The organism is Pseudarthrobacter sp. RHLT3-21 (genome assembly GCF_059383495.1).
Genome location: NZ_JBWZCI010000029.1, coordinates 1 through 14041 on the forward strand (window position 1 = coordinate 1; position 14041 = coordinate 14041).

Genomic DNA, 14041 nt, shown 5'->3' on the forward strand with positions numbered 1-14041 from the left:
CCGCCGCCGCCAAACCCATCAACAGGGCCTGGAACAACTGAAAATCCGGAGGTTTTCAGATGAGGCAACGAATCACCCTTCCCGGAGGTATTGCAATGAGGCAACAGGGATCTCAGATGTTTCATCCGGCCCTTCGCCGGCGGCAATCCGGTCAGCCGTCACCCGGTATGCCTGCCCGATGTAGTCCTCAAGATCCTTAGGTGTGGGGGAGCGTTTTTGACCGTCCGTTTGGGGTATACCCCAACTGGACGTCAGGATGATGGTGGCAGTTTTGTCAGGCTGGGATGGCTTTGGGAATTCATGGACACTCAGGGTCACGGTCTTAAGGTCCAACCGACACTCTTGGTTAGGAACGCACCATGGCCGGGCAGCGCATCGGATACATCAGGGTCAGCAGTCTGGATAAGAACACCGGGCACCAGCTCGAGGTGTCCAGCTGGATCGGATCTTCACGGAAAAGGACACCAAACGCCCCAGCTTGAGGAGCTCCCGAGCTTCATCCGTGACGGTGACAACCTGGTCGTGCACAGCATGGACCGCCTCGTACGGAACCTGGATGACCTCCGGTCCCTGGTGCACAAGTTCACCACAAAGGGTGTGCGGATCGAGTTCCTGAAGGAACTCCTAGTCTTCACCGGCTGCCGCGGGCTATTGATCTTGGGGTTAGTCCGTTCGCGCTCGGCATGAGTGCCGCAACCCTGCTCATCTATACGGCGATCGCCATGATCACCGTCGTGGTGCCGGTGGTGGCATATCTTTTCGGCGGTGCTCAAGTGCGCGGGGTGCTGGAACCGATCCGGGCATGGCTGGTTCGCTTACTCCAAGCTCGTCATCGCGGTCGTGCTCGGCATCATTGGCGCAGTCATGATTGGCAAAGGTCTCGCCGGCTTCTGGACGGGCTCACAGTTGCCCGGCAAGGGTTCCCCCATTCCGGCGACGCCGCCACCGGCCGGGGCCTTGGCGGCGTCGGGCTGGTTGGTCAGGCAGTGGTTTGTAAAGCTGCGTTCGGGGGACTTCAATCCTTGAGCTGACGTGTCAGCACTTCGAATCCCTCGACGCCGAGAATCTGCCGGTGTTGCTCCGCGCTGGTCTCCGAGCGGATCTTGGTGGCCGTCTCCTCGCTGCCGGCGAGGGCTGCCTCGTCCTCCCACAGAGTGATGGACAGCGACCTGTTGTCCTTCCCGAGCAAGTAATAGATACCTAGGCATCCCGGCAGTTGGAGCACCCGGTTGACGGTGTCCTCTGACGGGGCCCCCGAGCTGTCAGGGCCGGGCTGATAAGTGCTGACGCGAGCGAACATGTCCATCCTCCTGGTTCCGAGAGAGTGAAGTGCCTGCCGCTCACGCCCTTGAACTGGGAGCTGGATCATCCAGATATCCCGCCCTCGTAGCCGTCGGCCTGCGCTCCTCCCACCAGTAAGGACCGGTCAGCCTGGATGCACAAGGTTTGAGTTGCTTGCTCGCGCATATGCCGCCCGCAGGGTCCTGATACGGCTCCGGACCCTGCGCCGGACCCGTGGCTAGGGCTGCCGCTCATCGCTCATGGATCGCCGCTATCACGTTGCTGCTACTCAGCTGCCAACGCCCAAGGCTGCCCGCGCGTTCTTCCTGCGTTCAGCAAGTTCCCTGCGCGCCACAAGGGCCTCCTCCTGGCTGACGGCGACGAACCTGGTGGACGTGCCGGGGGCCGCACGGGCCACCAGATCCATGTCGGCGCTGATCACCGTGCCCACCATGGCGTATCCGCCGCCGGAGACGGCATCGCGGTGCAGGATGATGGGCTGCGTGCCGCCAGGAATCTGGATGGACCCCACCGCGTATCCGGCATCCACAATGTTGGAGGGGTCCGAACCGGCTCCGAAGGGCTGCTCCCGCTCCTTCCACTTCACGCCCGGGCCCGAGTACCGCAATCCCATCCGGTCCGCCACCGGGGTCAGCTTCCACTCGCCGTTGAGAAGGTTGTCCAGGCCTTCGTCGGTGAGGCGGTGGTCGTACAGCCCTAAGACGATCCGGACCGCCTGTTCCTTCGCGAACACGGGCCGGAATTCTTCCGGAACAGTGTCGGCGTCGGGCAGCGTTCCATCGTCAAGCGGGCTGCCGACGGGAACAAGGTCGCCCGCCTCAAGTTTCCGGCCGCGGAATCCGCCGATTGCCCCCAGACTGTAGGTGGACCGGCTGCCGAGCACCTCGGGAACATCGATGCCGCCCTGGACTGCGATGTAGTAGCGCGTGCCGCCCTGGATGACTCCGAAGCTGAGTTCATCGCCGGCATTCAGCTGCAACCGGGTCCACTCGGGCCGGGATTCCCCGTTGACCTTCACCTCCACCGGGGCCCCGGTGACCGCGATGACGGCATCCTGATCGATCGTCAGCACCGGGCCCAGGTACGTGCATTCAAGGACAGCTTCCTTGACAGTGTTGCCCACCAGGGCATTGCCGAGTTCGGCAGAGTACTGGTCCATGGAACCGCTCTGCGGGATGCCCACGTTGTAGTGGCCGCCGCGGCCCTGGTCCTGGACCGTTGTCGCCAGGCCGGGGTTCTTGATGTCAAACGCCATTGAGGGCCTCCATGAGTTCCTGGTTGTAGCCTTCGGGATTCGCCAAGGCCTTTGACAGCTCAAATGTCACGGGTACCTGCCGGTAGCGGAACGTTCCTGCGGAAATCTGCGCCTGGATGCCGTTGTACTCGGCCTCGGTGACCGGCTTGAACTTCACGATGTCCCCCGGACGGAAGAACACCATAAAGTCCTTGAAGTCTTCCAGGGTCTGGGCGGGATCAAAGATCGGCGCGGCAGCAACGCCGAACATCTGGTATCCGCCCGCACCGCGCACGGAATAGATGCAGCCGAAGCAGCCGCCGTGGCCCACCGTCAGCTTGGGGGTATCGGTGCGCGGGCTCAGATACTTGGGGACTTCCAGTTGTTTCTCCCGCTCCACGAGCTGGAAGAGGAACGGCAGGCCGGCCACGAAGCCAACCATGGAAACAAGCCACGGCTGCTCATGGTGCCGCTGGATGAATTCGGCGGCATCTTTGAGGTTGTTGACCTTCGCCGCGTAGTCAATGTCGGTGCCGTCAGGCTCCTGATGGAACCCTTCGCGGAAGCGCTCCGCCACCTCCGCTGTGAAGGGATCGTCATACCAGACCGGGACCTCGATGATCCGGGTTTCGAGCGCCTGCTCCTGATGGTGGGTCAGGTCCCCTTCAATCGTCCGGACGGTCTCTTCCAGGGTCGACGGCGGCAGGACGTCGGGATCGAACCTCACCAGCAGCGATGCGTTGGCAGGACAGATGTCCACGATGCCCGGCAGTTCCATGGCTGAAAGCTTCGCGGCAATGGACATGACCCGAAAGTTGGCGGCCAGACTCATGGACTCCGAGACTTCAACGAACAGGAATTCGTCTCCGCCCCAGGTGTAGCGCGCCTCCTGCGAGGCGGGTGCCGGGCTGCTCATTGTGCCTCCAAAAGATCGGCAGTTTCAAGGAACTTCGAGTGGTGGGTCACGGCGGCGAATTCGGGCCGCGCCAGAAGCGTCTTGTGAACCGGGACGGTGGTCTTGACCCCTTCGATGTGTGTTCCGTCCAAGGCTGTCAGCATGGCCTCAATGGCCGTTTCACGGTCGGGTGCGTGGACGATCAGCTTGGCGAGCAGGGAGTCGTAGTACGGGCTCACTACGGATCCTGCTTCCACGCCCGTATCCACCCTGATGCCTTCGCCGGAGGGCCATTCCATGGCCGTGATGAGGCCCGGACTCGGAAAGAAGTTGTGCTCCGGGTCTTCGGCGTTGATGCGGCATTCGATGGCGTGCCCGCTGAAGCGGACGTCATCCTGCCGGATGGACATTGATCCTGTGGAAGCAATCAGCAGCTGTTCGCGGACCAGATCGATTCCGGTGATCTGCTCGGTGATCGGGTGCTCAACCTGGATCCGGGTGTTCATTTCGATGAATGCGGCTTCGTGGTTGATGGGGTCATAGAGGAATTCGACCGTGCCGGCGCCGCTGTAGCCGCATTCCCGGGCGAGTTCCACGGAGGACTCCCGGATCCTCTGGCGGACGGCGTCCGGAAGGTCCGGTGCCGGTGCTTCTTCGATGACTTTTTGCGAGCGTCTCTGCATGGAGCAGTCCCGGTCCCCGAGGTGGATGAAGCTCGTTCCGTCGCCGAGGATCTGCACCTCCACGTGGCGGGCATGCTGCACAAAACGTTCCAGGTAAACCGTTGGATCTCCGAAGACGGAAGCCGCCTCCCCGCGGGCCGTCTCGATCGTTTTCAGAAGCTCGTCCTCGCTGTGCACAAAGCGGATGCCCCGGCCGCCGCCGCCGGCGGAGGCCTTCACCACCAGCGGGTAGCCGATGCCGCGGGCCACCTCAATGGCGTCGGCCCCGGGATCGAGGGGTCCGTCCGAGCCGCGGAGCACGGGGACGCCGGCCTTGCGGGCGGATTCCCTGGCCATGGACTTGTTGCCCATCATTTCGATGGCGTCCGCGTCCGGACCCACCCAGGTCAGGCCTGCATCGGCGACCTTCCGGGCGAATGCGGAGTTCTCGGAGAGGAAGCCGTAGCCCGGATGGACGGCATCGCAGCCGTTGTCCAAGGCCGCGGAGATGATGGCGTCCTGGTTCAGGTAGCTGGCGGGCGCAGGAGCCGGGCCTACCACGACGAAGTTGTCGGCGGTGCGGGCTGCCAGGGAATTGGCGTCGGGTTCGCTGGCGACCAGGACTGTTTCGATGCCCATTTCGCGTGCGGTCCGTGCAACTCGGACGGCAATCTCGCCGCGGTTGGCGATGAGTAGTTTCTTCATAGCTTTCCTTCGCGGATGACGATGACGGCGTCGCCCGGGTTGACCATGTCGCCCTCGTTGACCTCGAAGGACTCGAGGACCCCGGCCACATCGGATTGGATTTCGGTGAACTGCTTCATGATTTCGACGATGCCCAGCGTCTGGCCGATCTCGATAGTGTCGCCTTCGTTGGCGAACGGCGGCTTGCCGGGGCCGGGCTTGCGGTAAAAGATTCCGGGGAGCGGGGAGACGATGGTTGCCACGGGGTTGCTCGCTTTCAGATGGTTGGATAAGTCAGAGTCAGCCCAGGACCGCGCGCACGGCAGTGGCCACTGCAACAGCGTTGGGTGCGTCGGAGTGGACGCAGATACTCTGGAACGAGATGTCCAGTTCGGTGCCGTCAACGGCCAGAATGGGCTGTCCCGCCAGCGCCCGTCTGACGCGCTCGGCAGCGGCGACCGGGTCCGTGGGGGCCGGGCGACGCTGGATAAGGAGTTCACCGGCGGGACCGTAATTGAGGTCAACATAGAGTTCCGGCACGAATTCCACCCCCATGGCCCGGCACACGGTTTCGTGAGCGGTGCCGGCGAGCCCGTAGAAGGGGACGCCAAACTGTTTGGCGGTTCCGGCGGCGGCCTGCATCAGTTCCTCGTCGCCGGCCAGCATTCCGTAGAGGGCGCCGTGGGGTTTGATGTGGTTGAGTTCAAGCCCGTGCTTTGCCAGAAAAGCAGTCAGGGCCCCGGTCTGGTACAGGATGATGGACTCGACCTCAGCCGGGCTAAGCACCATGCGGCGGCGTCCGAATCCCACCACGTCCGGAAGGCCCGGGTGCGCCCCGACGGCCACGCCGTGCTCCGCTGCAAGGGCCACGGTCCGATTCATGACGTCCGGATCGCCGGCGTGATAGCCGCAGGCAACGTTGGCGACGTCGATGATGCGCATGAGTTCTTCGTCGTTGCCGAACTCGTGAAGGCCGAGGCCTTCGCCCATGTCGGAGTTCAAGAGCACGCGTCCGGGAGTGTCGGGAGTCACAGTGGTTTGCATGGGTGCAACGCTACTCAGCATTTCGGGTTACCGATATTGTGCAGCTCGCTGAATATCCAGGGGTGAATTATGGTTAATGCACTGTCCAGCGGGCGACTCCCGCCGTTCTTGGAGGCTTCCTTGCGAATCTCAGACTTGGCGGACGACGCCGACCTCAACATCCGCCTTCGCGTTACGGGCGGCGAAGGCCGCCTGGCTCGACCCATCACCTGGTGCGCTCCGACCGAGCATATGGACCCCACGCCCTTCCTCAGTGTGAATGCCCTTGTGCTGACCAATGGGATGGGCCTGAACGTCAAGGACTTCAGGATCTGGGACGCGTACGTGGAACGGCTGATCTCCGTCCCTGTCTCCGGGCTGGGATTCGGGCTGGGCGCCGCGCACCGCGAGCTGCCGGCCGGCCTGATCCAGGCCTGCGAGGCGCACGGCCTGCCACTGCTGGAGCTCCCGCCGGAAGTGCCCTTCGTGCTGATCATGCGCCATGTGGAGCAGGCCATCGCCGCCGAGCGTTATGAGGAGCTGCGAAAGGGCTGGGAGCTGGCCGATGGATGCACCCGGCTGGCGGCCGGCGGGCATTCCCTGGCCGAGGTTCTGGAGCGGGTGGCGGACGTCGTCAACGCGAGGGTGGCCGTGATCGATCACAATGCGTTCGAGCTTGTCTCCGCGGGCGCGGCTCACGGCGGGCCCACGCGAACCGCGCTGCGCCTGCCCAGCGGCGACTCCGAGCAATTCCGGCTTGCCATCGAGGGAATCGGGAGCGACATCGTGCTGCAGCCCATTCTTGGCCCCGTCGCTGCAGTCATCGCGATGCAGCTGAGCTACACCCTCGGGTCGCATTCACCCCTGCATTCCCGGGAGGCCGCACGCTTTATGGAGGCCCTCTACGAGGACCGCGGTGAGCCGTTGGCGCCGTTGCGCCGCTACGCCCTCGAATCCGGGTTTGATCCTGACGGCGACTGGGGTGCGGTGCTTATCGGCAGTTCGGAAGAAGCAGCCCCCGCAAAGTTGCGTGCCATCGCCTGGCGCGCACGCGTGGGGCTGCAGGCCGGTTTCAGCACGGTGAGGTTCATGGAGGAAGCCGGGCTCACCACGCTGCTGGTGCAGCACAGGCACGGAGCGGCCGATCTGCTCGATGCCACGCGGGGGTTTTTTACGGACGCCCCGGAACTGTCCGTCGTCGTCTCCGAATCCCCGAGCCTCAGCGAATTGCCGCTGGCGCTGCAGCTTGCCCGCCGTAACGTTGGGCCGGCCGGCGTGCACCAGGCGCCGCTGGCCGATCTCGCCGGCATCGTGCACGGGCTGCCCAGCCCGGGCCTGGTGGCAATGTGCCAGCGGCTGTTGGCCCCGTTGGCCTCCGACGGCGGCAGCGCTTTGCGGGAGACGTTCGACGCTTACCTGCGCCACAGCGGGAATTCTGCGAAGATCTGCGAGGAGCTCTTCATCCACCGGAACACGCTCAGCTACAGGCTGCGGAAAATCGAGGAGCTCCTCAAACTGGATTTGTCCGACGGCGAAGTCCGTGCCACGTGCATGCTCGCCTTGGGAATCGTCGCGGCATCGCACTGAAAATCCCGCAGGGAAACCGCGCTCGTGAACCCACGCTGAGAAAATCTCAGGCTGGACATGTGCGGCGTGCACGAAAAGTAGTCCCAATCTTGGGCGAACTTCCGATGTGCCGCTGTGAGTCGTGTCACTAATGTCAATTTATGGGCTTAGACGCCTTCCCGGCCGGGTCATTGACGGTCGGCGACGCCGATCCGGCCTTCCGATTCAACTGACTAGAGGTTCCCTTGCCGTGTCATCCTCCGCTGCCTCAGGCGCTGCTTTCCCGCACGCAGAGGTTCGGTTCCAGCCTGACGGGCTTGACGATTTCGCCGTCCAGCACGCGCTTCAGGAGCTGCACCGCCGTCCGCCCGATGTCCAGCATGGGGGAGTGGACCGAGGACAGCGGGATGGGAAGCTCCGCGGCCAGCGATGTGTCATTGAAACCAACCACCGCCACGTCGCCGCCAACAGTGAGGCCATGGGACCTTAGTGCTCCCATAGCACCGATTGCCGCAAAGTCATTTACGGCGAACAGCGCAGTCGGATGGGGATTGCAGAGGGTCAGGATATTCTCGGCCGCTTCCCGTCCGCCGGCCGTATCGAACCGGGACCAGACCACGGCCTTCTGGGGGATTTTTCCGCCTAGCGAACGCCAGCGGTCCACGAAGCCGGCCGCCCGATCAACGGCCGTGCTGGCGTATGGCTCGCCGGCGATCACAGCGACGTTACGATGCCCCTTGCCCCACAGGTGGTCGGCCACAAGCTCGCCGCCAAGGACGTCGTCGCAGGTGGCGGACGGGTAGCCAGGGACGCGGCGGTTCACGAGCACGAAAGGCACCTTCCGGGCCGTCAACTCCCGCAACAGGCCACTGTCCAGATGTGCGTCACCGATGATCAGCCCGTCCACGCGCCGGGCAAGCATGGTGTCCGTCTTCCGCCGTTGTTCCTCGGGGTCGTCGCGGGAGTTCATGACGAATGTCGAATAGCCCAACGCCGCAGCGGCCTCGTCAATGCCCTCGTACATGATTGCCAGGACCAGGTCCGAAAGCCGGGGCACGATCACCCCCATGAGGCGCGTGCGCCGCGTCCGCAGGCCGGCGGCCTGGGGGTCAGGGGAGTAGCCCCGTTTCCGCGCCAGCTCCCGGACGCGTTCAGCCGTGGCCACGGAGGCCGCCCCGCGCGCCACTTCGGAGCCCGAGTGAAGGATCCTGGACACAGTCGACGGGTGGATGCCGAGCTCGTCCGCCAGATTCTTCAGCGTGACCGCGCGGCCCCCGGCCATGGTTCCTTCCATTCGCTTCCCTGCCTCAGTTCAAAAAGATGCCGCCCACTAAGCCTGCCCGATATCAAGCAGATCTCTGATTCGGGAGCCCTTGACGTGCCGCACCTCACATTCTATAGTCATTTCATCAATGTACCCAATCGATTGGTTAGCCAGGATTCCGGCACCCGCGAGGAAGTAGCTACATCTTCCAAACGCCCGGAAGCAACGGCATGAAGCATCACAAGGTTATTTCATATCCATCTACCCAATCGATTGGGTACGAGCCTGGAAACAGGCGCGAGACAACGGAGTGGAATTGACTGTCACAGAATTGGCTGGACCCCACGTGGTGCTCCTGGCCACGGGAGGAACAATCTCCTCCCGTGCGTCGGAGGCCGGGGGTGCCGTGGCGTCGGACACGGGAGAGCAGGTTTTCTCCAGCGTCGGGGTGCAAGCTTCGTATCCGGTCCGAGTGGTTGACGTTTTCCAGAAGGGTTCATACCTGCTGACGGTCGACGACATGATCGCCGTCTGCGCCAGCATCAGGCAAGCCCTGGCCGAACCCCAGGTTCTGGGGGTCGTGGTCACCCACGGCACGGACACGATGGAGGAGACGGCCTACCTTGTCGATCTCACCCACGATGATCCTCGCCCGGTGGTTTTCACCGGGGCGCAGCAGGCCGCCGACTCCCAGTCCCCGGACGGTCCCGACAATCTGTCCCGCGCGATCGCCGTCGCAGGCTCCCCCCAGGCCCGAGGCAGGGGCGTGCTGCTCGCGTTTGCCGGGACGATCTTCCCTGCTGCCGGGGTACGTAAGAGCCACACAACGAGCCTAAACGCGTTCTCCAACCCGGATTTCGGAACCGGAGGATGGGTGTCCGACACCGGCGAACTCCGGATGCAGCAGGCACCGTCCCGAATCGAGCCTCTGCCTTTACCGGGCGCCGGAGCCGCTTCGCCGCGCGTAGACCTGATTGCTGCCTATCCCGGAGCCGACTCCACTCTCCTGCGGGCCTCCCTCCAGGCCGGGGCGGCCGGGATTGTGCTGCAGGGGACGGGAACGGGCAACGCCAACCGTGAGCTGTGCACGGAGATCGCCGACGCTGCCTCGGCCGGCGTCGTCGTGGTCACCAGCACCCGTGTAGACGCCGGTGCCGTAGTCCCCCGATACGGCGACGGCGGCGGCGAGGACCTGCGCGCGGCCGGCGCCATACCCTCCGGGCTGCTTAGGCCGTCCCAGTCGTTGATCCTGCTCAGTCTTCTGCTCAGGCTCGACACCCCCACGGCCCGCATTGCGGAGACCTTCGCCCGGCGGGGCAGGCTCCCAGACTAGTTCCATCCCGAAACCAAAACCGCAACAACAAAACCTCAACAAAAAACGCAATGAAAGGTTGATCCCATGACTAAGGACATCCAAGTCGCGTTCGGCGTCGACGTGGACGCCGTGGCCGGAATGCTCGGCTCCTACGGGGGCGAGGACTCACCGTGCGATATCTCCCGCGGCCTGTTCAGCGGAGAAGTCGGCGGCCCGCGCCTCATCCGGCTCTTCAAGAAGTACGGCCTGCCCGCCACCTGGTTCGTGCCCGGCCACTCGATCGAGACCTTCCCGGACCTGACGCGGATGATCGTCGACGCTGGGCACGAAATCGGAGTGCACGGGTACTCGCACGAAAACCCCATCGCCATGACCCGCGAGCAGGAGACAGCCATCCTGGACCGGTCGATCGAACTCATCGAAAAGGTCTCCGGCCGTCGCCCCACCGGCTATGTCGCTCCCTGGTGGGAATTTTCCCCGGTCACCAACGAGATCCTCCTCGAACGCGGGATCAAATACGACCACTCCTTGATGCACCGCGATTTCGAGCCCTACTACGTGCGTGTCGGCGACAGCTGGAAGAAGATCGACTACACCAAGGCCGCCGAGACCTGGATGGAGCCGCTGGTCAGGGGCAAGGAAACCGACCTCGTCGAGATCCCGGCCAACTGGTACCTGGACGACCTGCCTCCCATGATGTTCATCAAGGCGGCCCCGAACTCCCACGGATTCGTGAGCCCCCGGGACATCGAACAAATGTGGCGCGACCAGTTCGACTGGGTGTACCGGGAAATGGATCAGGCCGTCTTCACCATGACCATCCACCCGGACGTCTCGGGCCGCCCCCAGGTCCTGCTCATGCTTGAACGCCTCATCGAACACATCAACTCCCACGACGGCGTCAGCTGGCTGACGTTCGACCAGATCGCGGACTCCTTCCTCGCCCGCAGCCCCCGAAAGGAAAACCAGTAATGACCATCCAGCAGCCCGCCGTCGACCTGACGCAACCCGCACCGGACGAAAAACGCCGCTTCCCGATATTCTCCAAGCACCACACAACCACCGCCACCGTTCTGGCCCTGCTGGCCTGGACCGTCGCCGTGTTCGACTACGGACTCTTCGGCACCCTCCTGCCGGCCATGCAGGAGGAATTCGGCTGGAGCGAGACCGAAGCCTACGCAATCAACACCTGGATCGCCGTCGGCACCGCGATCGTCTGCTTCGGAATCGGCCCCGTCATTGACCGGCTCGGCCGCCGCAAGGGCATGATGACCACCGTCGGTGGAACCGCAGTCGTCTCCGGCCTGACGGCCCTGATCCCGACCGGAATCCCGTTCCTCAGCAACGGCCTGCTCGTGCTCGTCCGTTCCTTCGGCGGGCTCGGATTCTCGGAGCAGGCAGTCAACGCGACCTACATGAACGAGGTCTACCAGGTCACCGAAGTCGCCGACAAGCGCAAGCGCCCCGGCTTCCACTACTCCTTCATCCAGGGCGGCTGGCCGCTCGGCTTCCTCCTCGCCAGCGCACTCGCCCTCGCCTTCCTCCCATCCCTCGGCTGGCGCGCACTGTACGTGATGGCGACCGTTCCGGCAGCAATCATCGTGTGGCTCATCGCCAAGAAACTGAAGGAGACGCCGCAGTTCGAACTGCACCACAAGCTGACCCAACTCGAGAAGAGCGGCAAGACCGAGGAAGCCCACTCCCTGGCCCACGCATTCGGCGTCGAACACTCTTCCGCTGCCCCGCTCAAGCGCATCTGGGAGCCGCACCTGCGCCGGAACACGATCGTCTTCTCGCTGGCCTGGATCTTCAACTTCTTCGGCATCATGATCTTCAGCATCCTCGGCAGCTCCGTCCTGAAGAACGCCAAGGGTGTGGAACTTTCCGATGCATTCTGGATGCTGATCGTCATCAACATGCTCGCGTACTTCGGCTACGTCTTCCACGGATGGCTCGGTGACAAGATCGGCCGCAAACGGACAATCATCGGCGGCTGGATTCTCTCCGGCATCTCCTTCACCATCATGCTCAGCCCCATCGCCACAAACACCTTCATGATCATCGTGACCTACGGCGCCGGACTGTTCTTCCTGGTCGGACCGTACGCCGCGATCCAGTACTTCATGGCCGAGTGCTACCCCGTCAGCTGCCGTGCCACCGGCACAGCCTTCATAGGCGCAATGAGCCAGCCCGGCATCATCCTCGGCGGTGCCCTCTTCACGGCAGCGGCCGCCGCCGCGGGAACCGGCACTGCCGCCCTGTGGGTCGGCGCCGCCGGAACGCTGCTCTCCGGCCTGCTGATGATCGCCGCGAAGCCGCCGGTCGAAGCCCTGCTTGAGGACCACCCGCATGACGTCTGAGAACAGGGTGGCCGTCATCACAGGAGCGGCCAGCGGAATTGGACGGGCCCTAGCGGTCCACTACGCCCACCGGGGCGTGCAGTCGGTGATCGGCACATTTCCCGGCGACCCGCACGACCCGGAGGAAACCCTTCGCCTGGTGGAAGCCGCCGGCGGCCAGGGGGTCATCCACGAAGTGGATGTCCGAAGTACCCCGTCCGTCGATGCTTTCGCCGAACGCGCCGTCCACGAGTACGGCCGTCTGGACTACGCGGTGGCCAACGCCGGAATCCTGCGCAACTCACCGCTGGAGGAGATGACCGATGAGCGCTGGGACGACATGCTCGACGTCGACCTCACCGGTGTGCTGCGGACCCTGCGCGCCGGGTCCGCGCGGATGGCCGGCGGCGGAGCGATGGTTGCGGTGTCCTCCATTGCCGGCGGCGTCTACGGGTGGGAGGAACATGCCCACTACGCAGCAGCCAAGGCCGGCGTGCTCGGGCTGATCCGCAGCGTGGCCGCCGAGCTGGGACCGCGCGGCATCCGCGCCAACGCCGTGATTCCCGGACTCATCGAGACGCCCCAGTCCCTGGACCCGGTGAACTCGCTCGGTCCTGACGGCCTGCAACGCGCCGGTCTGGAAATCCCCTGGGGCCGCGTCGGACGGCCCCAGGAGGTCGCCAGCGTGATCGGCTTCCTGACCTCCGATGACGCCTCCTACGTCACCGGCCAGTCGCTGATAGTCGACGGCGGTCTCACCATCAAGATGCGCGCCTGAAAAGCCCGGAAGGACAAGAATGAACAACCCAGACGACTCCCGTTACACAGAGGACCGCTCCGTCGTGGTCACAGGCGGAGCCAGCGGCATCGGCAAGGCCATCGCCGAAGCCTTCACCGCCAACGGCGACAGAGTGGCTGTCCTGGACCGGTCGGGCGTGGCGGGAACCATCGCCGTCGACGTCTCGGACGAAGCGAGCGTCAAGGCGGCCTTCGCCGCCGCACGGGTGCAACTCGGAAGCATCGACATTCTCGTGAACAGCGCGGGCCTGCTGACCGAATCGCGGCTGGAAGACATGACCCTGGCCATGTGGAACGAAACGATTGCCGTTGACCTGACAGGCGTCTTCCTCTGCTGCCGGGAGGTGGTGGGGGAGATGCGGCAGCAGAAGTGGGGCCGCATCATCAACATCGCCTCCCAGCTGGCCATCAAAGGTGGAACCGGGCTCAGCCACTACAGCGCTGCCAAAGCCGGCGTCGTAGGACTGACCAAGGCTCTGGCCCTGGAAACCGCCGCAGACAACGTGCTCGTCAACAGCATCGCCCCGGGCCCCATCGAGACGCCGCTGGTCGACGGCATCTCCGAGAGCTGGAAAGCCGCCAAGCGGGAGGAACTTCCACTGGGAAGGTTCGGAACGACCGCGGAAGTGGCGCCCACAGCACTACTGCTGGCCAGCGACCCCGGCGGTAACCTCTTCGTCGGACAAACCCTCGGCCCAAACTCCGGCGATGTGATGCCATAAGAAAGGGGAGATCCAGGTGCGGTGCCTGTGGAAGAGCTACCGTACCGGACCCGGTGCTTGGAATAGTGCGGACCACCCGGCAGCACCTGATCGTTGCCCACACGGTGAACGCGATAAGCAAGGGACAGCCTGGCAGGTGTCCCGTCTCATTTAAGTTGACCCAAATCGGTGAATGTGGGCCCGGGACCGTTGTGCGTGGTTCCTCAGGTCAAGGACGGGCTGATGGTCTCGGGACCG

General features: G+C 64.1%; 15 protein-coding genes. 8 read left to right on the plus strand and 7 right to left on the minus strand.

Annotated elements, in window-relative coordinates; translation table 11 throughout:
* The first annotated feature begins 300 nt into the window (after positions 1-300).
* Positions 301-687 carry a recombinase family protein gene (locus AC50YA_RS20530; RefSeq protein ID WP_494984043.1) on the plus strand — a complete coding sequence of 129 codons (387 nt, stop codon included), beginning with the start codon at positions 301-303 and terminating at the stop codon, positions 685-687.
* Positions 684-1031: a hypothetical protein gene (locus AC50YA_RS20535; protein WP_494984044.1), complete on the plus strand. Its 348-nt coding sequence runs from the start codon at positions 684-686 to the stop codon at positions 1029-1031. Before AC50YA_RS20530 ends, AC50YA_RS20535 begins: the two co-directional genes overlap by 4 nt.
* Here the strand turns inward: AC50YA_RS20535 and AC50YA_RS20540 are convergent.
* The 6 genes from AC50YA_RS20540 to pxpA all read right to left on the minus strand — a co-directional run bounded on the left by AC50YA_RS20540 (position 1016) and on the right by pxpA (position 5821).
* A complete protein-coding gene (locus tag AC50YA_RS20540) occupies positions 1016-1300 on the minus strand; it encodes an antibiotic biosynthesis monooxygenase family protein (protein ID WP_494984045.1) in 285 nt (94 codons plus the stop codon). The two genes, AC50YA_RS20535 and AC50YA_RS20540, sit on opposite strands and share 16 nt — an antisense overlap.
* A gap of 270 nt (positions 1301-1570) precedes the next feature.
* Complete coding sequence (locus tag AC50YA_RS20545) at positions 1571-2557, minus strand: 5-oxoprolinase subunit C family protein (RefSeq protein ID WP_494984046.1); 987 nt, start codon at positions 2555-2557, stop codon at positions 1571-1573.
* Positions 2547-3452 (minus strand): 5-oxoprolinase subunit B family protein, encoded by a 906-nt coding sequence (locus tag AC50YA_RS20550; RefSeq protein ID WP_494984047.1) that lies wholly within the window; start codon positions 3450-3452, stop codon positions 2547-2549. The genes AC50YA_RS20545 and AC50YA_RS20550 overlap by 11 nt, the downstream gene beginning before the upstream one ends.
* Entirely contained in the window at positions 3449-4798 is a 1350-nt protein-coding gene (locus AC50YA_RS20555; protein ID WP_494984048.1) for an acetyl-CoA carboxylase biotin carboxylase subunit, read from the minus strand. The genes AC50YA_RS20550 and AC50YA_RS20555 overlap by 4 nt, the downstream gene beginning before the upstream one ends.
* A complete protein-coding gene (locus AC50YA_RS20560; RefSeq protein ID WP_494984049.1) occupies positions 4795-5040 on the minus strand; it encodes an acetyl-CoA carboxylase in 246 nt (81 codons plus the stop codon). The genes AC50YA_RS20555 and AC50YA_RS20560 overlap by 4 nt, the downstream gene beginning before the upstream one ends.
* Positions 5041-5077: 37 nt before the next feature.
* Positions 5078-5821: a 5-oxoprolinase subunit PxpA gene (pxpA, locus tag AC50YA_RS20565; protein ID WP_494984050.1), complete on the minus strand. Its 744-nt coding sequence runs from the start codon at positions 5819-5821 to the stop codon at positions 5078-5080.
* 120 nt (positions 5822-5941) lie between these two features.
* Between pxpA and AC50YA_RS20570 the strand changes: the two genes are divergently transcribed.
* Positions 5942-7387 carry a PucR family transcriptional regulator gene (locus AC50YA_RS20570; RefSeq protein ID WP_494984051.1) on the plus strand — a complete coding sequence of 482 codons (1446 nt, stop codon included), beginning with the start codon at positions 5942-5944 and terminating at the stop codon, positions 7385-7387.
* Positions 7388-7634: 247 nt separating this feature from the next.
* Here the strand turns inward: AC50YA_RS20570 and AC50YA_RS20575 are convergent, their stop codons facing one another.
* Positions 7635-8660: a LacI family DNA-binding transcriptional regulator gene (locus tag AC50YA_RS20575; protein ID WP_494984052.1), complete on the minus strand. Its 1026-nt coding sequence runs from the start codon at positions 8658-8660 to the stop codon at positions 7635-7637.
* Positions 8661-8946: 286 nt separating this feature from the next.
* Between AC50YA_RS20575 and AC50YA_RS20580 the strand changes: the two genes are divergently transcribed.
* The 5 genes from AC50YA_RS20580 to AC50YA_RS20600 all read left to right on the plus strand — a co-directional run bounded on the left by AC50YA_RS20580 (position 8947) and on the right by AC50YA_RS20600 (position 13804).
* A complete protein-coding gene (locus AC50YA_RS20580) occupies positions 8947-9963 on the plus strand; it encodes an asparaginase (protein ID WP_494984053.1) in 1017 nt (338 codons plus the stop codon).
* Between the two features lie 66 nt (positions 9964-10029).
* Entirely contained in the window at positions 10030-10917 is an 888-nt protein-coding gene (locus AC50YA_RS20585; protein WP_252564154.1) for a polysaccharide deacetylase family protein, read from the plus strand.
* Entirely contained in the window at positions 10917-12305 is a 1389-nt protein-coding gene (locus AC50YA_RS20590; RefSeq protein ID WP_494984054.1) for an MFS transporter, read from the plus strand. Before AC50YA_RS20585 ends, AC50YA_RS20590 begins: the two co-directional genes overlap by 1 nt.
* The gene (locus tag AC50YA_RS20595; protein ID WP_494984055.1) at positions 12295-13062 is read left to right on the plus strand and encodes an SDR family NAD(P)-dependent oxidoreductase; all 768 of its coding nucleotides are present in this window, start codon (positions 12295-12297) and stop codon (positions 13060-13062) included. The genes AC50YA_RS20590 and AC50YA_RS20595 overlap by 11 nt, the downstream gene beginning before the upstream one ends.
* 19 nt (positions 13063-13081) lie before the next feature.
* A complete protein-coding gene (locus AC50YA_RS20600) occupies positions 13082-13804 on the plus strand; it encodes an SDR family NAD(P)-dependent oxidoreductase (RefSeq protein WP_494984056.1) in 723 nt (240 codons plus the stop codon).
* Positions 13805-14041: the final 237 nt, after the last annotated feature.